12 protein-coding genes are annotated in these 21,209 nt (G+C 49.2%); 10 read left to right on the forward strand and 2 right to left on the reverse strand.

Features of this window, described 5'->3' with window-relative positions:
• Positions 1-68: 68 nt before the first annotated feature.
• From IEV97_RS16290 to IEV97_RS16320, 7 genes are all read left to right on the forward strand, one after another.
• Positions 69-3,476 carry a SusC/RagA family TonB-linked outer membrane protein gene (locus tag IEV97_RS16290; protein WP_229733987.1) on the forward strand — a complete coding sequence of 1,136 codons (3,408 nt, stop codon included), beginning with the start codon at positions 69-71 and terminating at the stop codon, positions 3,474-3,476.
• Positions 3,477-3,486: 10 nt separating this feature from the next.
• A complete protein-coding gene (locus IEV97_RS16295) occupies positions 3,487-5,076 on the forward strand; it encodes a SusD/RagB family nutrient-binding outer membrane lipoprotein (RefSeq protein WP_188502553.1) in 1,590 nt (529 codons plus the stop codon).
• Between the two features lie 13 nt (positions 5,077-5,089).
• Complete coding sequence (locus IEV97_RS16300) at positions 5,090-6,145, forward strand: glycoside hydrolase family 99-like domain-containing protein (protein ID WP_229733988.1); 1,056 nt, start codon at positions 5,090-5,092, stop codon at positions 6,143-6,145.
• 64 nt (positions 6,146-6,209) lie between these two features.
• Entirely contained in the window at positions 6,210-7,337 is a 1,128-nt protein-coding gene (locus IEV97_RS16305) for a metallophosphoesterase family protein (protein WP_188502554.1), read from the forward strand.
• 104 nt (positions 7,338-7,441) lie between these two features.
• A complete protein-coding gene (locus IEV97_RS16310; RefSeq protein WP_262890302.1) occupies positions 7,442-8,572 on the forward strand; it encodes a metallophosphoesterase family protein in 1,131 nt (376 codons plus the stop codon).
• A gap of 49 nt (positions 8,573-8,621) precedes the next feature.
• Positions 8,622-10,268 (forward strand): alkaline phosphatase PafA, encoded by a 1,647-nt coding sequence (gene pafA / locus IEV97_RS16315; RefSeq protein ID WP_229733989.1) that lies wholly within the window; start codon positions 8,622-8,624, stop codon positions 10,266-10,268.
• Between the two features lie 366 nt (positions 10,269-10,634).
• Entirely contained in the window at positions 10,635-11,072 is a 438-nt protein-coding gene (locus IEV97_RS16320) for a hypothetical protein (protein WP_188502557.1), read from the forward strand.
• A gap of 132 nt (positions 11,073-11,204) precedes the next feature.
• Here IEV97_RS16320 and IEV97_RS16325 read toward each other — a convergent pair whose 3' ends face one another.
• Positions 11,205-11,567, reverse strand: a complete 363-nt coding sequence (locus IEV97_RS16325; RefSeq protein ID WP_229733990.1) for an ROK family protein — start codon at positions 11,565-11,567, stop codon at positions 11,205-11,207.
• Between the two features lie 193 nt (positions 11,568-11,760).
• On the opposite strand from IEV97_RS16325, the gene IEV97_RS16330 reads away from it, so the two are divergent.
• The gene (locus IEV97_RS16330) at positions 11,761-12,738 is read left to right on the forward strand and encodes a helix-turn-helix domain-containing protein (RefSeq protein WP_188502558.1); all 978 of its coding nucleotides are present in this window, start codon (positions 11,761-11,763) and stop codon (positions 12,736-12,738) included.
• A 703-nt stretch (positions 12,739-13,441) separates the two neighbouring features.
• Here IEV97_RS16330 and IEV97_RS16335 read toward each other — a convergent pair.
• Positions 13,442-13,657, reverse strand: coding sequence for a hypothetical protein (locus IEV97_RS16335; protein ID WP_188502559.1), 216 nt, complete (start codon positions 13,655-13,657; stop codon positions 13,442-13,444).
• Between the two features lie 8 nt (positions 13,658-13,665).
• On the opposite strand from IEV97_RS16335, the gene lnt reads away from it, so the two are divergent.
• Both lnt and IEV97_RS16345 read left to right on the forward strand, forming a co-directional pair.
• Complete coding sequence (gene lnt / locus IEV97_RS16340) at positions 13,666-15,228, forward strand: apolipoprotein N-acyltransferase (protein WP_188502560.1); 1,563 nt, start codon at positions 13,666-13,668, stop codon at positions 15,226-15,228.
• A gap of 101 nt (positions 15,229-15,329) precedes the next feature.
• Positions 15,330-21,209, forward strand: a 5,880-nt coding sequence (locus IEV97_RS16345) for an HYR domain-containing protein (protein ID WP_188502561.1), incomplete at its 3' end; no start/stop codon positions are given.

A 21,209-nucleotide genomic window follows, 5' to 3' on the forward strand; every position in this document is an offset into this window, starting at 1 on the left:
GCGCCTGTGCCCAGGGCCAGAGCTCGCTCCAGGATTCTGATTGTTAAAAAAACAACATGTACAAAATTATGAATAAAAAGTTACACAGGGGCATTTATATTCCTGTTTTACTGATTGCCTCGGTCTTGTTTTCCTTCTTTTCAACGGAGGAAGTGCACGCCCGGGCTACTTACAGAGATGGTGTCATGGAGCAAAGCATCACCATTTCCATCCAGAAAGAAAGTCTGGAAGCAGCCATTGAAAAGATCCGCAGTCGAATCGACGTGCGCTTTGCATACGATGCCAAAAGCCTGTGCTTATCGGATCACTATACTTCAGCCCTTGATTTTAAAGATGTTCAACTGGGCCAAGTCCTGGACAGACTCCTGACGCCTGCCGGCATCACTTACAAGGAAGTAAACAACACCATAATCCTGCAAAAGAAACCTGAACCGGTTAGACAGCAGGAAAGAACTGTTTCCGGTAAAGTGACGGACGACAAAGGGGAGTCGTTGCCCGGCGTAACGGTCATCATTAAGAACACCCAAACGGGCACGGTGACCGATAAGGAAGGTAATTTTAAAATAGACGTTCCGTCACCGGACGCCGTGCTGGTGTTCAGCTTCGTTGGAATGTTATCACAGGAGGTGCCGGTTGGGAACCAGGCTACCCTGAACGTTCGGCTGGATACCAATACCCATGGACTGAGCGAAGTGGTTGTTACAGCGCTCGGTATTAGTCGTGAGGCAAAGTCTCTCAGTTACAGCACGCAGCAAATAAATACGGAAGCCCTTAACGAGACCAAGGAGCCTAACATTATTAACTCCTTATCGGGCAAAGTGGCTGGTGTGCAAGTGGTTCCCTCCGGCTTCAATACAGGCTCTGCCCGCATCGTCATCCGGGGTAACAGTTCTCTGACTGGTAATAACCAGCCCTTGTTTGTAGTAGATGGCATGCCCATTGACAATGCTCCCGGTGACGGAAGCCTGGACTATGGTAACAATGCGGCAGATATTAACCCGGCTGATATAGAAGATATTCAAATCTTGAAAGGCCCTAATGCGGCGGCACTCTACGGGTCCAGAGCGGCCAATGGGGTGGTACTGATCACGACCAAAAGAGGTTCGGATAAATTCAAGGTTTCCCTCAACTCAAGTACGATGTTCCAGACGTTGACGGAGTTCCCGGAATACCAGAATGCTTACGGGGTAGGTACTTCCTCCTACATTGACAACCGGAACCGACTGCCTAAAGCCAATGTGAACTACAGAAGCTGGGGATCGCCTATGCTGGGGCAGCCTTACATTGCCCTGAACGGGGAGGAAAAGGCATACCTGCCACAGCCAAACAATGTGAAAGACTTTTATACGACGGCTCATCTTCTTACCAACTCCATCAGTGTCGAAGGGGGAAGTGCCAAAAATAACTACAGGCTGTCCTACACCAACCTGGAAGGAAACAGTGTTGTGAAAGGCTTCAATGAAAATAGCAGAAACACCATTGCCCTGGCGATGCAGAACAAACCTTCTGACTGGATCACCTTTAACAGCAAGATAAACTTTATCCGCAATGCAGTAGAAAACCGCCAGTACACAAACGGAAATGGGCGCAACCCCACACTGATGTACACGCACATGGCCAGAAGTACCGATTTGGCAGAGCTGCTGCCTTACAAAGATGCGGTTACAGGAGAAGAAATCGGGACACACCGAAACTTCAGTAATCCCTATTGGATCATCAACGAGAACCCCAATCGGGATGTAAAGGACCGGGTCATTGCCTCCTTTAATCCGGAAATTAAACTAACCGACTGGCTTAAGTTTACCGGCCGTTTGGGTGTGGACGTGCATTGGTGGGAAGGATATGAATTTAATAACATCGGATCCACGATCGGCAGTAACCGCGAAGGTTTCATGCGCACGTTTAATACCCGCCAGCAGCACTTTAATACGGAAGGTTTATTGTCTGTAAACAAGGACTTTGACCGGTTTTCGGTGGTGGCTATTGCCGGTGCCAGCAGCTTCAGCTCCGACTATGAGAAAAGGGAGCAACGGATAAATTCACTGCTGCAGCCGGGCCTGATCAACCTTTCCAATGCAAAGGAACCCGCTACCGTGTCACAGAATCTCTCCAAAAAAAGTATAAACTCAGTGTTCGGGTCTGTTTCCCTGGGGTATAATGATTATGCGTTCCTTGACGTGACAGGTCGTAACGACTGGTCGTCCACGCTTCCCGAGGGCAACAATTCTTACTTCTATCCGTCTGTGGGAGGTTCCCTGGTTATCAGTGAAATGTTCGACTACAACAAGAACCTGTTCAGCTTCGCCAAGCTAAGAGGCTCTTACGCCAGAGTCGGCAATGACACAGACCCGTACAGACTCTACCAAACCTACTCCTTTGACGGCTTTTTTGACGGTGCGACCCTGGCTTCTTTGTCCACGACCATGAATAACCCGGACCTAAAGCCTGAACTGACTTCCTCTGTAGAGTTCGGAGTTGACCTGAAGTTTCTGCAGGACAGAATCTCACTTGATGCGACCAAGTATACAGCTACCACCACCAACCAGATTATCCGGGCACAGTTGCCTGCCTCGAGTGGATATACCAGCCGCCTGTACAATGCCGGAGAGATCAAGAACTGGGGATTTGAGGCCAGCCTGACTGGCCTGGTGATTCAAAAGCCGAAGTTCAGCTGGGAAGCGCAGGCCAACTTTGCCAGGAACAACTCTGAAGTGGTCGAGCTGCTGGGTGACATTACCCGTTTCCAGTTAGGAGGAGACAGCCGCTTAGGCGTGTATGCCGAAGTGGGCAAGCCCTATGCCTACCTGCGCGGGCTCGGTGTGAAGCGGGACGAACAGGGTAGGATGCTGCTGCAGGATGGGGGAGGAAAGCTGCAGGAGGACAACGACATGGCTTTTGGGACTGCTACCCCAGATTACCTGGCTTCCCTGCGTAATACCTTCCGGTTCGGAGGTTTCGACCTAAGCTTTTTACTGGACTATAAAAAAGGGGGAATTCTTTATTCCCAAAGCATGTCCCTGATGCTGGTGAACGGTGTTCATGCCGAAACACTTCAGGGACGCGATGACTATTACCTGCATTCCATCATCTATGGTGAAAGTGATTCTGAACTAACCGGTGGCGCCATGTGGGATGCCTACTTTGCTGACGGCACGAAGAACAACCGCTACATGTCCCCGCAAAACTACGAATACGCACGGCCGAACTACGCTGAATTCGTCATATACGACGCTTCCTACTTAAAGCTCAGGGAGCTGGTATTAGGGTATAACCTGCCGGCAAACCTGCTGGCTAAAACCCCAGTCAAATCTGCCAGGATATCCTTGGTAGGCCGAAACCTGGCCATACTTTACCGAAACACCCCGCGTGGGATAGATCCGGAGGCAACCTCTACTTCAGGAAACGCACAGGGCATCGAAAGAGGGGCGCTGCCTCCTAATGCCATCTATGGATTCAATGTCAATCTCAATTTCTAAGGTTACTGTCATGAAACTTAAAATTATCTTCTTACTTGTCCTTTTAATTGGATTTTGTTCCTGTACCGATGACTTCGAAGAAATCAACCGGAATCCGAATGATCCGACAGAAGTGGAGCCGGATTACCTGCTGACGACTTCCGTCTTTGAAACCCTGAACCAATTCGGCGGGCAGATGAACCGGGTCGTGTTTTTCAACTACACCCACCATTTCTCTGGTTTCCAGGGCCAGTTCCAGCGCTACACGTTTGACCCCAGAGAACTTGACAACTACTGGCAACGCATTTATGTAAACTGCCTGCAGCCTGTCCACCAGATCGAAGAGAATTACGGGGGTGATCCCAATTACCAGAACAGAGTAGCCATTGCCCGGATCTGGAAAGCCTATATTTACTCCAACGCTGTTTCAATATGGGGTGGCATCCCTACAAACGATGCACTGAAAGGATCTCCGGGTGTGGCCTATGAAAAAGAGGAAGAAGTGTATTATGCCCTTCTTGATGAGTTGAAAGTGCTGGCAGCATCCATTAACCCGGAAGGTGACAAGTATAGCGCCGCTGCCGACAAAATTTACGGGGGTGATCTGGTGAAGTGGAAGAAGTTTGCCAACACCCTGCGCCTGCGTCTGGCCATGCGCATCTCGGCTGCGAACCCGGCTGTGGCAAGGGCAGTGGTGCAGGAGATTTACCAGGACGAGCAGAACACCATTACCAGCCTGAATGAAACGGCCGCTGTCAACTGGGGTCTCACCAGCGATACCTGGAGCGACTTATACAACCGGGCGGTTTTCAACTTTACAGCCAACAAGGCCACCATTCCGGTGCTCAACGAATCGCTCGTGTACCATACAGTTCCTTACGAAGACCCCAGGATAGGGGTGTATGCGCAGCCAGCCAAGCAGGGGCCTCAGAAAGGAAAATATTTTGGACAGAATATTTCTTATGGAGGGGGCAATGAATATGCAGGTGGGCTCGACAATCCGCACAGAGGGTTGAAACAGGAAGACTACTCCCAGATTGGGGAGCGTTTTTTAAAGCCGGATGCGGAGTATGTTTTCTTATCCTATGCCGAGTCCGCTTTTCTGAAATCTGAAGCCGCTCTGAAAGGCTGGTGGGGCGGGCAGAGCGCTGAACAGTTCTACTATCAAGGAATTGATGCGTCCTTCAGGCATTACGGGCTGTCCGCGGCACAGGCGAACGCATACAAGAACACGCCGGGTATACAATGGGGGATAGCTGCTGACACAACAGGCCGCAAAGCGGAGTTTCAGGATTGGCTGCGCATCACTTCCAGTTACGTACCCGAGGGTGACTATTTACGCCAGATTGTGATGCAGCACTGGCTGGCAATCCCGATGCAGGGAGTGGATGCCTGGGCGCTGATCCGCCGCACGAGGCTTCTGGAGTTCCAGCCGCAGTTTGCTACTTATGAAGGGGATCATGCTTATCTGCCGAACCGCCTTCCATACGCTCCTTCCGAATACAACACCAATCCTGTGGAAGTTCAGAAAGCCAGTGCAGCCCTTGGTGGTCCGGACGACCTGTGGACGAAGTTATGGTTTGCACTACCGGACAAGAAAAATCCTTTTTTACCTTATTAGACAATCTTAGACGATGATGAAAAGAATACTGTACGCGCTGGCTTTTGTCGTACTGGCAAGCAACTGCAAGAAGGAAGACGATTACATGCCCACCCAATTTGCCTACGATATTACGCCGGTAACTCTCACAGAAGACGCCCATGTAGGAGCCTACTATTACCGTTATAAGGCGGCTGACTGGGGTAAAAAGTATACCTATCAGCCGGAATTAGGCGAGTACGATGCGCTGCAGCCGGACATAATGGACAGGCAACGGGAGTGGGCCCGTGCTGGCGGAGTAGACTTCTTTATTTTTAACTGGAACGGGAACCCGGATGAGGACGCCCTTCTTAACACATTTGCCAGCGGCAGTAGTAGTGCGGTCAGGATGGTGATCAATTACAACACCACCCATCTAGGCGCCACCAATACGGCTCCGCTTTCCGGAGCTAAGCTGGCTACCATGATCGAAGAGTTCAAAGGATTTGCCTCCACACACTTCAGCAAGGACTATTACTTTAAAGTGGATGGCCAGCCCGTGGTACTGTTTTCTCCCTTAAACATGGCTTCCAACAGAGCGGAAAGTATAGATTTTCATACTGTAATTCCGGCCCTGCGCCAGGCAATGGACGAGATAGGGGTAAATCTTTACATTGTGGGTGAAATCACTTCTGGGTGGCTGCCTCCGCAGCGCTACAGCAAAGCCATCCGGGCAATGGATGCGATAAGCCTGAGCAACTGGGCTACGGAAAATTACGACAGGTCGGTCTTCTTCCCTTCTTTCATTGATCAGAACTGGAAGCATTGGAATGACTCAACTGCTACCTGGGGAGTGGACTTCGTTCCGGTGATTCATCCGGCATATAACGACAAGGTGATGAACCCGGCCAGTAAAATATACGACCTGGGACAAAGCACTGCTTTTTTTACAGCCATGAGCCACGTAGCAAAAGGCAACATGGGGGATAAGCGCCTGATCCTCATTAACTCGTGGAATAACTTCCAGTTAGGCACCTCGATGGAGCCAACCAAAGAGTACGGCACAACCTACCTCGACCTGACCAGAAGCCAGTTTAAGGTCGGAAAGTAAAAGCCAAAAGAAAGGGCGATAGCCGCTCTGCAACCCTATTCTGAGATTGTCATTAAGAACTGAAATGAAAAATATAGACAGAAGAAAGTTTCTTGCTTCCATGGCGACGCTTACCGCTGCCTTGCCTTTTACCAGCCTGGCTTCCGACCTTCCGGTTGCCGGAAAGAGAGCATTTAGTTTTCTAGTACTGGGCGACCTGCACTTCGACAAGTTTGAGCACCACGACGTGCAGTATATGCGGGAGAAGTACCCCAACGATATACGCCAGGTCATCAATTACTCGCATATTACCTGGGAAAACCTTCCGGATTTGATGCGTGCCACCAAGGCAATGGCGCAGCAGACCAATGCAGCATTCATTTTGCAGTTGGGAGATTTCCTGGAAGGGCTTTGTGGTTCCAAAGAACTGGCGGCTACTCAGGCCACCGAGTTTATCCGGTTTGTGGCTGATCAAAAGTTCCAGATCCCGTTTGTCGTTACCAAAGGTAATCATGACATCACAGGTATCGGCGCCAAGGAAGTGTATGCCGAGACCGTGCTTCCCTGGCAGGCAAAGGAGTTGCAGCAGCCGGTCTCATCTGCCAGTTTTACCTTTGTCCGGAATGACGCGCGCTTTGTCGTGTTCGACGGGTATGAAGCGGCTGAAAGCCTGGAGTGGTTTAAGACGGTATTGAAGGACCACAAGGAAAAACACCTGTTTTTCAGCGTACACGAACCGGTAGTGCCCTATAACGCGCGTTCCACCTGGCATCTTTTCAGCAAGGACTCCGAACGGCGCCAAGAATTGCTGAACCTGTTAGGAAAGCATCGGGCGTTTGTCCTGGGCGGGCATTTGCATAAGACCAGTATTGTGGTGCGAAATACCCCGCAGGGCAATTTTGTGCAGGTAGCCATCGGAAGCGTCGTGCCGGCACTCAATGCGCCGGTTAAAAATCACCTCCAAGGAGTGGAGAAGTACAACGGCTCCCTTGTCAGCCTGGAGCCTGAGTTCTCTCCGTCCAACCTGCAGCAACGGAAAGATATTCTGGAGCGAGAGGCCAGGCACATCCGCCATTTCGAATACGCTGATTTTTGCGGCTACGGAGCCATCCAGGTCAAAGAAAATAACGAGGTGGAGTTGTCTGTGTTCGCCAACGCAGACCAGGCTCCCTGGACCACGGTGAACCTGTCGAAACTGCTTCGCGCGCGCTAAACCCACCGGCTGGTAACAAGGTTTATACTTTCCGGATCCGGAAAGTATAAACCTGTTAAATGGCATACTTTACACTTCAGCTATATACTTTTAGACTTTGGTTTATGAGACTTTTTTTAGCAATTGTTTGTACGTTCTGTTGTCTTACGGCGCGTGCACAGGATGTTAGTTTTATTGCCCTGGGGGATATGCATTACGACAGGTTCGAGGATCATGACATGGATTATGTTATGACACGGCCACAGGATTTTGCCCAGATCATGAATGAGTATCCGCAGTACACGGCGGCTTACATGGGCAAGTTCCTGCAGCTCATCAAAAAGCAAACCACCACCATCAACCCTCCGGTGAAAGCGGTGGTGCAGTTAGGTGACCTAGTACAGGGGGTGGCAGGTAATGCGGCCCTGGCCAGGCAGATGAACCGGGGTGTTGTCGACCTGCTGCACGCCACCGAGCTTTCCGTACCCTGGGTACTGGCCAAGGGCAACCACGACGTGAGCAACAGCCCGGGACAGCCGGAAGCGTGGGAAGAAGTGATCCGTCCTTTTATCGAGGGACAGGTAGGAAAGCCTATCGATAGCGGGATGTATACCTATAAGCTCGGGGAAAATGTGGAGTTCTTCGTGCTGGACCAGTTTTTCAGTGTCGACCGCAACCGTCCGGAAAGCGAGATGGTGGCTTTCCTGGAAAAGGAGTTAAAGAACTCCTCGGCTAAGTATAAGTTCGTCATGACACACCAGCCTGTCATTCCGGTGACGGTCCGCTCCTGGCACCTGCTGAGCGGTATACGCCGCCCAGTCACGGATCCGAAACTACGAACAAGGTTCCTGAACCTGCTTGCCAAGCACAAGGCTATTGTGCTTGCTGCACACTTACACCAGTACTCGGTGGTAAGCCGCAATACCCCGCAGGGCAACATTGTGCAGGTGATGATCAACAGCGTGAACAGAAGCCTGACCCCACCCGAGCCGAAGAATATGTCTACCGAATACAAAGGGGGGGCATGGGTGGACGAGAACCCGGAGTGGCAGCCTTCCAACCAGGACGTGCGAAGAAAAATCCTGGAGGAGGAGAAAAAGCATGTTAACAAATTCTGGATTGCCGATCTGCCCGGCTACGCCGTTATCTCCATCGACGACTCAAAGGGTGAGGTAATGATGAACTACTACAACGGTTTTTCTGAAGTGCCTTACCAGAGTGTTTCATTAACGGAGTTGCAGCAACTCAAAAAATAAATGCCCCAAAGGAGCTGTTCCCTGGTAGGCAGACTTAAAAATGAATTTCATGGTATCTAGAATCCTTTACGCTCTGAGCATGAGCTTCCTGCTTGGCGCCTGTGCATCCATAAAACAACCTGAGCCTGTCAGCACCCTGCCGCGGCCCAAACTTGTTGTAGGCATCGTGGTGGATCAGATGCGGTACGACTATCTCTACCGCTATTACGACCGTTACCAGGACAAAGGCTTTAAGCGGCTGCTGAATGAAGGGTTCAGCTGCGAAAATACGATTATCGATTATGTCCCCACCATGACGGGGGTAGGCCATAGCACCCTTTACACCGGTTCTGTACCTGCTATCCATGGCATTACGGGCAATGATTTTATCGTACAGGAGACAGGCAAAGGCATGTACTGCGTGGAAGATTCCACAGTTCAGACAGTGGGCAGCCCGACGCGCGCCGGGAAAATGTCCCCCCGCAATCTGCTGGCCAACACCATCACGGACGAACTGAAGCTGGCCACTAATTTCAGATCCAAGGTCATTGGTATTTCCCTGAAAGACCGGGGCTCCATTCTGCCGGCTGGCCATGCCGGGGATGCGGCTTACTGGTTCGACGGGCACACCGGAAACTGGATTACCAGCACCTACTACATGCACCAGCTTCCCAAGTGGGTCCAGCAGTTCAATGAGCAGAAACTACCGGAAAAGTACCTGCGCCAGGACTGGCATACCTTGTACGAGCTTGAAACCTATGTGCAGAGCTCACCGGATGACAACCACTACGAAGGGCCTTTTTCTGGTATGAAAACGCCTACCTTTCCGGTGAAAACGTCCGGGATGTATGGTAAGAGCTTTGACATTCTACGCACGACTCCTTACGGAAATACCATCACTGTGGATCTGGCCAAAGTCGCTATCGAGCAGGAGCAGTTGGGCCAGGATGAGATCACCGATTTTCTGGCTTTAAGCTTTTCAACGCCTGATTATGTGGGTCACAAATTTGGAGTAAATGCCGTGGAGATAGAAGATACCTATCTGCGACTGGATCTTGACCTGGCCAATCTCTTCGATTACCTGGACGCCAAAGTAGGGAAAGGAAGTTACACTGTTTTCCTCTCCTCAGACCATGGCGCCGCCCACAACCAGAACTTTCTCTTAGACCATAAACTACCTGCCGGGTTCTGGCCGGGAGGCAAGCTGAAGAACGAGCTCGACGAGCGGCTGAGGGAAAAGTATAAGGCAGGCAACCTCGTCCTGAGTTTCAGCAACAATCAGGTCCATCTGAACAATAAGCTGATAGAGGAGCGCAACCTGAACGAAGAGGCCATCCGGCAGGATTGTGTTAAATTCCTGAGAAATAAGACCGGTATTGCCCATGTAGTGGATCTAAGCAGGATTCAGGAAACGCCTCTTCCAGTCGAGTTGCAGCAACGGCTCCAAAATGGCTATTATGCATCCCGTTCAGGTGCTATTCAGATCATCCTAAAACCAGGCTGGTTTTCCGGTTCCGGTACGGGTACCACGCACGGTTCGCTATATGGCTACGATGCCCACATTCCCCTGCTATGGATGGGGTGGGGGATACCACAGGGAAGCACAACAAGGAGGGTGAATATGTCAGATGTAGCGGCGACACTGGCGGCGCTGCTGCGGGTACAGCAGCCGAATGGGAGTATAGGGAGCCCTGTTACGGAGCTGTTTGAGAAGTAATTTTAATTGTCGACCATCTTGGCTACATTTAATCAATTCTCTATACCTCTAAGGCGCTAATGCAATTTTCAAAGCACCACCATGCGTATCTAGCGAGCGTGTTTAACATCGTCCAAAATATTATGTTCAGTAAGGTTACAGCTATTACCGGGTGTCCAATCAAGTTATGAGTACCATAATCTGCTTGCTGTAGAACCTGCCTTTTACGCGATTGCAAGAGTCGTTTCCGGGTAAATCTTTGACTGCTACAAATCAAAAACTGTTATCCTAACATTTGAGAATCAAAAGCTGCGAGAAAGGGCTCCAAAGTATTCAAATCATACCTAAGCGAAAACGGCAAAGCAAAAGGCAACCAAAGCGATATAAGTGCACGCTGACTGGGCTGAACTGGGAGAGCCCCAGTGGATGGGCACGCTGCATACGAGCGTCGTGCGGGGCAAGGAAGTATTCTCCTTTGAGTATGAAAAGGCCTGGCTGAGCAGTGCGTACGCGCAGGTGCTGGATCCTGAGCTGCATCTGTACACAGAACCACAGTACCTGGCAGGAGAGGAGAAGAATAACTTTGGTGTATTTCTAGATTCCTCTGGACCGGTGGAGGAGCCGGATGCGCCGACGCGGGGCTGCAATGGCTCGCAAAGAAGACCGGCCGGAGCAACGCCTGCTGGAGAGCGACTACCTGCTGGGGGTGTACGAAATGGCCACCGCATGGGGGCACTGCGCTTTAAACAGGCGCTCGATGGGCCGTTCCTGAATAACAGCCGCGGAAAGGCCATAACGCCCTGGACGGCTTTCCGGGAGATTTAGTTGAACTGTCAAGTGTCTGTAAAAGACTGGGATGATATACTCTGTTCTCTTTTCTCTTTTCAATCGCGATGCCTCTGTAAAGCGGCGTTTAGTGTCATGCTACTTTAAATGTCACTAAACGCCGCAGGCTTACTATTGTATGGACAGTATTTTATCTCTTGCCAGGAGACAGGCTCCCATGACGCCTGCTTTTCTGCCGAGACTGGACATCCTGAGTTCCGTGTCGGTGCTGACGAGGCTTAAGGAATACTTATTAATCGCGGCTTTGATCGGAAGCCTGATATAGGCATCTGTTTCGGCCAATGCTCCTCCCAAAATGATTAATTCAGGATTGAACAGGTTCATGATGGCTGCGATTCCGCGTCCTATCTTATCACCTGCCTCTGAGATAATCTCGATAGCCAGCATGTCGTCATTCAAAGCGGCATGAATGATGTGTTGGAGGTTGATTTTGGCTATATCACCAACGGTATCCCCGTCTCGGCAGGTGGCCAAAGTATGCCGAGGGAGCAACGGATCCGCTTTATGCACCGGCACCGCATGGCGTGAGGCAGAAAGGGATGGATTAATATTGGAAATTTTCTATATAGAAAGTGGGAATTTGGGCTAACTTTACTGACCGGAAGTGACCTGTGACAGTACTTTTACTATTTATGTTATCCCAAAGCCCATTCAGAGGTGTCACCTTATGAGTCAAAGTTGCACTGAATACCAGCTATCCAAAGCCGATGACGTTGCCCATGTGCTGAAGCTGCTCGAGGCCTTGCATCCTATTTCCCACACCTTGAGGCAGGAGTTTTACCAGCACACTATTACATTGCAGCTTCAGGAAGGGGAGCACCTGCTTTACCAGGGGGAGAAATGCTTTTATATGTATTTCATTCGGCGAGGTGCCTTGATGGCGTATTCGCAACACCGTCAGAAACGGATTACCACCTACATCTCGGTGGAGAATGAGTTCGTCAGTTCACTTTCGGGGCTGTATGGGCAACAGCCTTCCCGAGAGGCCATCATGGCCGTGGAACCGACCCTGCTGGTGGGCGTGCACACGGATGTCCTCCAAGGCTGGTATGCCCGCTATTTTGAGATGAACTTCATCATTCGCCAGGTATACGAAAGCTATTACCGGGATGCCCAGGAGCGGTCACATGTCGTTCGTATTGGCAATGCAGAAGAGCGTTACCTGCATTTCATCAAATCAAAGCCTGGCTACATCGGCCGGCTTCCGCTCGATGTTGTGGCCTCCTTTCTGGACATAAAGCCGGAAACATTATCCCGCATTATAAAGCAGAACAATGGTCAAATGCAGGTACAAGAGGCAGAAGGCATTCTGGAGAAATCAGAGCAGTTTCTACAGGAAACAGAATGCTTTCGGGAGAAGACATTGAAAGTGCAGGACTTGGCCACGCGCTTAGGTATTCCCACATACAAGCTTTCTATGGCCTTAAACATGTACCATAAGAAAAGCTTTACAGAATTTTTAAATCACTACCGCATCACCTATCTGAAGATTCAATTAGAGAAGGAGGAATCCCTACAGAATTTTACCATTGAATCTTTGGCTTTGAGTGCAGGATTTGCCTCAAGAAGTGCATTTTATAAGGCATTTAATAAAATGGAGGGTCTTAGTCCTAAGGCCTATTTAGCCGCTGCTAAAGGTGTATAGCGTCAACTAGTAATACCTTAAATGCCGCCTTTATAATAATTATAGTATAAAGAAGCATGCATTATTTTGATTGCATTCCATTACTGACTTTGCACTTCTCACTTGTAAACACTGTGCAACATAACAAGGCATAGAAAGGCCCTTCATCCTGGCTATAATAGGTCAGTACATGTCTTCTCCGTCACAGGAATACTTAAAGAATAGCAAGCAGCTATTTTCAACCCAATTTTGATTTTTTGGTGACTAATTTGCCTTCGATAGCTCAGAGCAAAAGTGGGATAAAACTATACTGTGATTTGAATTAGCATAGAGATCCGTCAATTCAAAGATCATTACTTTCTATTTTGTCTCCGTTTTTAATACAGGACAAATGAGTAAGCAGCTCGTTGAATGGTTGTTATAACAGCTTGTATATTGCATCAAAATTATAAGCTTCTTCTAATCATATGCGAAGCACATCTTTAAAGGATTCTAGCTAAGTGATGCAATGCAGCAGGAGAGCGCAGTGAAGTACGGGTCTGTTTGCTCTTCATCTATACATCCTTACCAGATGAAGCGTGCACTAGAAGAAGCCACGATCAGGTAGAACGACGCCGCTTGAAATTACCTGAATTTTCGCCCCAGTACCGCCTGTTTTAGCTATAGATAACTACTTATACTTACGCAACTACCTTTTCTATAACTAGAACTTATAGCCAAACCTTTACACCCATTTTGTGAAACGATTTGCTGCATTTTTCACTGGGGAGTTTTTTTTAGCTCTGCCGCTGACATTTATTAATAGTAATTCATTTTGCCTGCTACCTCCAGGGTTCAAAGCAGAATATACGAGCAAGCTGCCTGCAGAAGTGATGCCTGCAAGGGGCTTATTCCTTGTTAAAAATGTGAAGCAGAACTCCTGCATCTTGTGCTCTTCCATATAAGCTAATGCTCATCCAACAGCTGCGCATCTTTTCGGTTAATTATAGTTACACCGCTGTAATTATTTCTGCAATGCTTACAAGCATCTCTTTGATACTTGTAAACTATGTCATTGCCTGGTTTGCGCTGATCTTTCTATTTCTTTCAATATTCAACGTAGTCCGGGTTCGCCAGGCAATTTATATAGGGGCTGTTTTTGGTGCCGTGTCTGCAGGTATACTAAACTATTGGATGGTACCTGCCATTGCCCGGTATGCGCAAAGCAGCTTAACACTAGGTATAGGTTGCTGGCTGCTTTCTATGTTGGCTATCAGTAGCTTATATGCTTTGCAGTTTGCGGCCTTTGCTAAAGTCAGGTTTTCAAACTCTTCTTTAGTCGCTGTGTGCTTCAATGCCTTCCTAATGGCTTCTTTCTGGGTGATTTTTGAGTGGATGCGTGCCACACTCTTTGCCGGTATGCCATGGTTGAGTTATAGTATCGGTATCTCTCAGGCAGGAAGCTTATTTATGGCGCAGCCTGCAGCAGCAGGCAGTGTTTACATGCTCTCCTTTCTGCTGGTTCTGGTAAATTATACTTTCGGTCACGCCATTCATTCCGGAGAAAGGAGATGGCTGCTGTCGCCTGTCTTAATACTTGCGACTCAGTTTATAGCCGGCGTATGGCTTTATTATAATTTCGCACACCAGGCGGATACTTCTGGCCATCCTAAAATAAGCACGGCGCTTGTCCTGGCTTCTTTGCCACCAGAAACTGTGTGGAATGAACGTAATGGGAATGCATTAGTAGAGCGTCTGCTCTCGCTCAACAGGGAGGCTGTGGTGGATAGCCCAGACCTTATCCTATGGTCTGAAACAGTCATCCCCTGGACTTATAGTGCGGACGATGATTTTGTAAAGGAGGTATCTAAAGCCACTTCTGGCCAAAATGCTCATTTTCTGCTTGGGATGAGCACTGCAGTTGCTCAAACTAGCAATGCAGTCTTTAATTCCGCTTATTTCTTTAACCCGACAGGCGATGTGCTGGACCGACATGATAAGAACGAATTACTCACACTTATCGAAAGGCCTCTTTTTAACGACAATGGAAATGTCATTCTTCCTTTCTTAGCTGGTACCGGGCTGGTGGTGCAGCAAGGGGCCGGGCAGCAGGCTATCAAAACGCCATGGGGTAGGGCGGGTGTTCTGCTCTGTAACGAATCGGCTGTACCTGCTTTAACAAACAGGCTTGCTTCTGATCAGGTCTCCTTCCTTATCAATCTGGGGAATGATGGTTGGTTTTCAGACTCCTTTATTACAAAGCAGCATTTCTACAACGGCAGACTCAGAGCAATAGAAGCAAGGAAAGATTTGGTAATCAACAACAACAGGGGAATATCCGGACTGATACGGGCAAGTGGTGCTATTGGGGCCCGGTATCAAACTGAACAGAGCAGTGTGCAACGGGTGGAAATCTACCCTAACCAAATCCTCCCGATTGATTATCACTATTTTCTATACACCATTTTTTCAGCAACGGCCTTGTTGCTTCTTATCAGGTTTTATCAAAGGACAGAGATCCTTTCAGCTTAAATATTGATTCAGACCGGAGCAAAAGCATGTACAGGGTTGAGTTGTAAGATGTTGTATGCAAGGGTTTAACAAATTTTCCAACCAATATAATTGATGTTAGTATGAAAAAACTTTTACTGTTTTTTTTCTTCAGTTGCCTGTTCTTCGAAGCAGTTGCTGGGCCCTCGTTAAGCTATGGCAACTGGCGTTGGAGGAATGATGACGGTTCCGAAACAAACGCCACCTGGAAGGGGGCAGAGAACCAGGAGGTTGAAATCATTTCTGCGGATGAGATGCTGCGACTACGTATCAAGATCGCCTCACAAGCTGCTAGTGGCTTAGACTACACTTTTACGAACCGGATAGAGAATCAAATCGGGTATTCCAGAAGTGCTGACGGCCCTTTTACCAGGATCTCTGCTACCGAAATTAACAGCGAACATTTTGTATTGGCTTCGAGTGATGATGTGCAGGGAGGGGCAGCAACAACCGAACAATTAACGCCAGGTGTTGGCGGGAACTTCAGGGCCGGACAGGTGCTGGACAGTTCTACTCCACAAGGTGCATTAGTCTTCTATAATGAATCCATTATGAAGGAATTTGAGTGGGTGCTGAAGCCAACAGCATTTGCTCAGGAAGGAAGATATTTTTTTAAAATAAGCGATGAATCCATAGGGCAGCCAGGCACGTTGCCTTCTGTGCTTTACACCACTTCACCGCAAGATAAACCAATAGCAGGATACCTGAATGGGCTTCAGTTCGACGGCGTAAACGATTATGTAGAAATTCCTTCCCAGCCTTCGAACCAGTTTAATTCTGAAACGGAGTTTACTGTTTCGTTATGGTTCAAGGCAAATAGTATGGCAATCGCCGGTCTTTTCAACAGGCCTTCAGGTGGCGGGGATATGCAGTTCTGGCTAACGGCAGCTGACGGGAAATTTACTTACGGAATCGACAAGCATGGCCATGGCTGGACCTGGATTGGTACTGAAACGGCTTACAAAGTAGGGGAGTGGGTACAGGTGACCACTGTCAGGCGCAATGTAAATGGGCAGCGCAAGATGGAAATCTACGCAGATGGTGTCTTGGTTGGATCTGGTACAGTTAATTATACTTCCTCAGCCTCAAACGCTCCTATTCGCATCGGTACCTACATGAATGCTGACGGAGGCTTTGCCAATGGGCAGATTGATAATGTGTCGCTTTGGGCAAGAGCGCTGAGCGCAGCAGAAATCAAAACGCTTGGAGCTACTACCTTAAATGGCAACGAAGCCGGTTTGGCAGGTTACTGGCGCTTCGATGAAACAACCGGCACAATCGCCTATGACGCCACAAGCAATGCAAACCATGGTACGCTCAAGAACATGGACCTGGCAACTGCCAGGGTTGTGTCAACAGCGGGAGATATAAAGACATACGAGAATGTTGTGTATTCCGGAAAACTGGCTGGTAGCGATCCCACTGGTAAGCCCTTAAGCTATAGTCTGGTTACCGCGCCGGCTAACGGTACGATATTACTCCATTCCAATGGGAACTTTACCTATACCCCTGCGGCTGATGTGGCTGGCACAGATGTGTTTTCTTACAGTGTAAGCAACGGAATCGACGTCTCAAACACCGCTACTGTAAATGTAACGATCGTGGCCGTAAACAAGGCACCGATCCCTGCAGTAGCTGAGTTGCCAACTATAACAGCGGAATGCGCCGTTACGGTAACTGCTCCTACAGCCAACGATGATAATGATGGCGTTATTACTGGTGCTACAACAGATCCTGTACAGTATACTACCCAAGGCAACTATACCATCACCTGGACCTACCGAGATAGCGAGGGATTGACTTCCACTCAGACGCAGCAGGTAATTATAAAGGATGTTACAAAGCCTGTATTTGCTGCAGTAACTTCAATTAATCAGAATAATGATGCGGATAAGTGTGGGGCAGTGGTGACGTACACTATGCCCGCGGCTACTGATAATTGTAGTAGTGAAGGCAAAAAAGTATTGTTGATTTGGGATGAAATAAATACTAATACGACTAACCTTAAAAATGCGCTGACAGCTGCAGGTCTTGATGTTGTTTTAAGTGCCACCAGCGAAACCGGTTATGATGGCACAAATCCATCGCTAACTGGTTTTGATGCAGTTATACACCTGAATGGTACGACATATACAGCCGCAATGCCTGCTGCCGGCCAAACTGCCTTGTTAGACTTTGTGGTAAATAAGGGTGGAACATACATTACTAATGAGTGGTCGGCTTATGAGATAGGTTCAATGGCTTTGATGCGTGATATTTTAGTGCTTGAAAGAACGGGTAATGGATTCACTGGTGGAGTTACTTACTCCGTGGTAGCATCTCAAGTCGGACACCCAATACTGCAAGATATTCCAGCATCTTTCAATTTACCAAGTGCTGGCGCAAATACAGGTGGGACAAGAACTTACAGTGCCAATCAACCGATTGCATTGATGACTTCTCCACACGGAGTTGCTGTTGCAGTAAGAGAATTTTCAAATGGAGGCAGAGCGGTTGGTTTTCAACACGCAGGCAACTACAATGGTTCTGCTGTTCTTTCAGACGCCAACGCACAGAAGCTCTACCTCAATGCTGTAAAGTATGCAGGGAGCCGCAATAGTGCACTTACCATCACGCAGACCGCCGGCCTTCCTTCAGGCGTGTTATTCCCAATAGGCAAAACTACGAATACCTTTACGGCTACTGATGCGGCTGGCAACACGTCAACGATCAGTTTTGATGTAACGATTACGGATACGCAAAAACCAACAGTTGTTACCAAAGACCTCACTCTGGAGCTGGATGCTACCGGGAAAGCAACTATAACGGCAGCCGATATTAACAATGGATCTACTGACAACTGCGCCATTCCGGCTGATGGGTATAGTTTAGACATTACCAACTTTACCTGTGAGGATATTGGCCCTAAAACTGTCACGCTAACCGTAACTGACGAGAATGGCAATAGCCAAAGTGCAACAGCTACAGTAACTATAGTTGACGCGATCAAACCTACTATCACCGCGCCATCAAATGTCACAGTTAATACGGACCCTGGTAAAAACACAGCATCAGGAGTGGTGTTGGGTACACCAGCAACAGCCGATAACTGTTCGGGTGCCAGTATAATAAACAATGCCCCAGCCACTTTCCCGCTGGGTAACACTACTGTAACCTGGACGGCAACAGATGCGGCCGGTAATACAGCCACAGCAACGCAGGTAGTGACGGTGGAAGATAAAGAGTCGCCAGTGCCAACGATTGCCATGCTGCCAACGATAACAGGCCAGTGTGCCGCAACGGCCGCTGCAGCGCCAACAGCCACCGATAATGTGTCAGGTACTGTCTCGGCAACAACGACAGATCCGCTTGCTTATGCAGAGCAGGGTGCGTATACCATCACCTGGACCTACACGGATGCAGCAGGAAACACAAGTACGCAAACCCAGCAGGTGATTGTAAAAGATGACACCGCACCAGTTGTCAAGACCAAGCCTGTCACCATTGCGTTAGATGTAGACGGCAAAGCAGGGATTGTAGCTTCTGATGTAAACAATGGTTCTACTGACAACTGCGGCATTGCTTCCTATAAGCTAGACATAGAAGCATTCGGTTGCTCCAACATAGGAGACAATATAGTGACGCTGACCGTGACGGATGTGAACGGCAACCAGGCCGCAGCCACAGCTATTATAACTGTGGTGGATACGACCAAGCCTGTCGCGGCTGGCAAAGGCATCACGGTGGTCTTAGGTGCTGACGGCAAGGCAACGATAACCGCTGCTGATATCGACAACAACTCTTCAGACAACTGCAGCATCGCATCCGTAACCCTGAGCAAGTATAGCTTTGATTGCAGCAACATAGGGGCAAACGATGTAACACTGACTGTGACAGATGCGGGCGGCAACCAATCTACGGCTACGGCCACGGTGACCGTGCTGGACAATCTGGCGCCAATCGTGCGCATACGCGACATCACAGTGCAGCTCGATGCCGAAGGAAAGGCTGCCATTACAGCTACGCAGATCAACAACGGTTCCTCCGACAACTGCGGCATCGAAACGCTCTCTTTGGACAAGACGACCTTTGATTGCAGCCAGACAGGTAAAAATACGGTAACCCTGACGGTAACCGATAAGTATGGCAATGCCGCTTCTGCTACCGCCACTGTCACGATAGTGGAAAACATAGCTCCTGTGGCGGTGACTCGTAACATCGCGGTTGCGCTGGATGCCGAAGGCAAAGCCGCCATCACAGCCGACCAGATCAACAATGGCTCTTCAGACAACTGTGGCATTGAGTCCATCACGTTAGACAAGACCAGCTTTAACTGCTCGGACCTAGGCCAAAATACCGTAACGCTTACAGTAACCGATAAAAGCGGCAACGCGTCTACGGCTACGGCTATCGTAAGTGTGGAAGACCGGATGGCGCCAACAGCCATTGCCAGGAATCTCACGGTTCAGCTGGACGCGAATGGCAAGGCCAGCATCACGGCTGCCCAGCTCAACAACGGCTCTTCGGACAATTGCAGCGAGGTAACGCTTAGCCTGGATAAAACAAGCTTCGGCTGCGAGGACCTGGGTGAAAACACCGTGACGCTTACGGTAACCGACAAGAGCGGCAACCAATCAATGGCAACCGCCATCGTGACGGTGGAAGATAAAGTAGCGCCGGTGGTGATCGTACAGCACATCACCATCCAATTGGATGCCTCCGGTACAGCTTCCATTACAGCAGCTGACATCAACAAAGGCTCCAGCGATAACTGCGGCATTGCCACTGTTGCTTTATCCAGAACAACGTTTGACTGTAGCCATGTGGGTGTAAATGATGTTGTACTGACTGTGACAGATGTAAACGGCAACTCAGCTACAGCAACGGCAAAAGTAACGGTGGAAGATAAGTTTAAACCAAATGCTGTAGCCAGGAACATCACCCTATACCTGAACGCCTCAGGCACTGCCTCTGTTACAGCGGCAGACATAGACGGAGGTAGTCAGGATGTATGCGGCGAGATTACCTTGTCCCTGGATAAAACTACTTTTGACTGCACCAACATAGGGGCAAACGATGTAACACTCACTGTAACTGATGCCAGCGGCAACCAGTCTACTGCGACCACCACTGTCACTGTGCTGGATCATCTGGCGCCAGTGGTACGCACCCGCAACGTAACCGTGCAGCTGGATGTCGAAGGCAAAGCGACAATTACAGCTGAGCAAATCAATGATAACTCTTCTGACAATTGCGGTATTGCAACGATTGCTCTCGATAAAACTGTTTTTGAATGCAGCCAGACAGGAGCCAACACGGTGATTTTAACTGTAACCGACAAGTTTGGTAACTCGGCATCTGCCCCTGCAATTGTCACAGTAGTGGAAAATATAGCTCCGGTAGTGCTGACACGCAACATCACTGTTTCCCTGGATGCTACAGGCAAAGCCACCATCACAGCCGATCAGATTGATAATGGATCTTCCGACAACTGCGGCATCGCTACCATTGAGCTGTCTAAAACAGACTTCGGTTGCGAGAACCTGGGTGAAAACACAGTCACCCTGACAGTAACGGACAAGAGCGGAAACAAGGCAAGCGCCACTGCAACCATTACAGTGGAGGACAACAATGCCCCTCTAGCCATTACCAGGAACCTCACGGTTCAAGTGGATGCGAACGGCAAGGCCAGCATCACGGCTGCGCAGCTCAACAACGGCTCAGCTGATAACTGCAGCATCGAAACGCTTAGCCTGGACAAGGCCAGCTTCAGCTGCGAGGACTTGGGTGAAAATACCGTGACGCTTACGGTAACCGACAAGAGCGGCAACCAATCGAGGGCAACCGCCATCGTGACGGTGGAAGATAAAGTAGCGCCGGTGGTGATCGTACAGCACATCACCATCCAATTGGATGCCTCCGGTACAGCTTCCATTACAGCAGCTGACATCAACAAAGGCTCCAGCGATAACTGCGGCATTGCC

This window comes from Pontibacter amylolyticus (genome assembly GCF_014638845.1).
Classification (GTDB): domain Bacteria; phylum Bacteroidota; class Bacteroidia; order Cytophagales; family Hymenobacteraceae; genus Pontibacter; species Pontibacter amylolyticus.

Coding starts and splice junctions, on each gene's coding strand:
- IEV97_RS16330 (WP_188502558.1), top strand. CDS start 11,761: ATGAGTCAAAGTTGCACTGAATACCAGCTATCCAAAGCCGATGACGTT.
- IEV97_RS16335 (WP_188502559.1), bottom strand. CDS start 13,657: ATGGAAGAGCACAAGATGCAGGAGTTCTGCTTCACATTTTTAACAAGG.
- IEV97_RS16310 (WP_262890302.1), top strand. CDS start 7,442: ATGAGACTTTTTTTAGCAATTGTTTGTACGTTCTGTTGTCTTACGGCG.
- IEV97_RS16300 (WP_229733988.1), top strand. CDS start 5,090: ATGATGAAAAGAATACTGTACGCGCTGGCTTTTGTCGTACTGGCAAGC.
- IEV97_RS16290 (WP_229733987.1), top strand. CDS start 69: ATGAATAAAAAGTTACACAGGGGCATTTATATTCCTGTTTTACTGATT.
- IEV97_RS16305 (WP_188502554.1), top strand. CDS start 6,210: ATGAAAAATATAGACAGAAGAAAGTTTCTTGCTTCCATGGCGACGCTT.
- pafA (WP_229733989.1), top strand. CDS start 8,622: ATGGTATCTAGAATCCTTTACGCTCTGAGCATGAGCTTCCTGCTTGGC.
- lnt (WP_188502560.1), top strand. CDS start 13,666: ATGCTCATCCAACAGCTGCGCATCTTTTCGGTTAATTATAGTTACACC.
- IEV97_RS16295 (WP_188502553.1), top strand. CDS start 3,487: ATGAAACTTAAAATTATCTTCTTACTTGTCCTTTTAATTGGATTTTGT.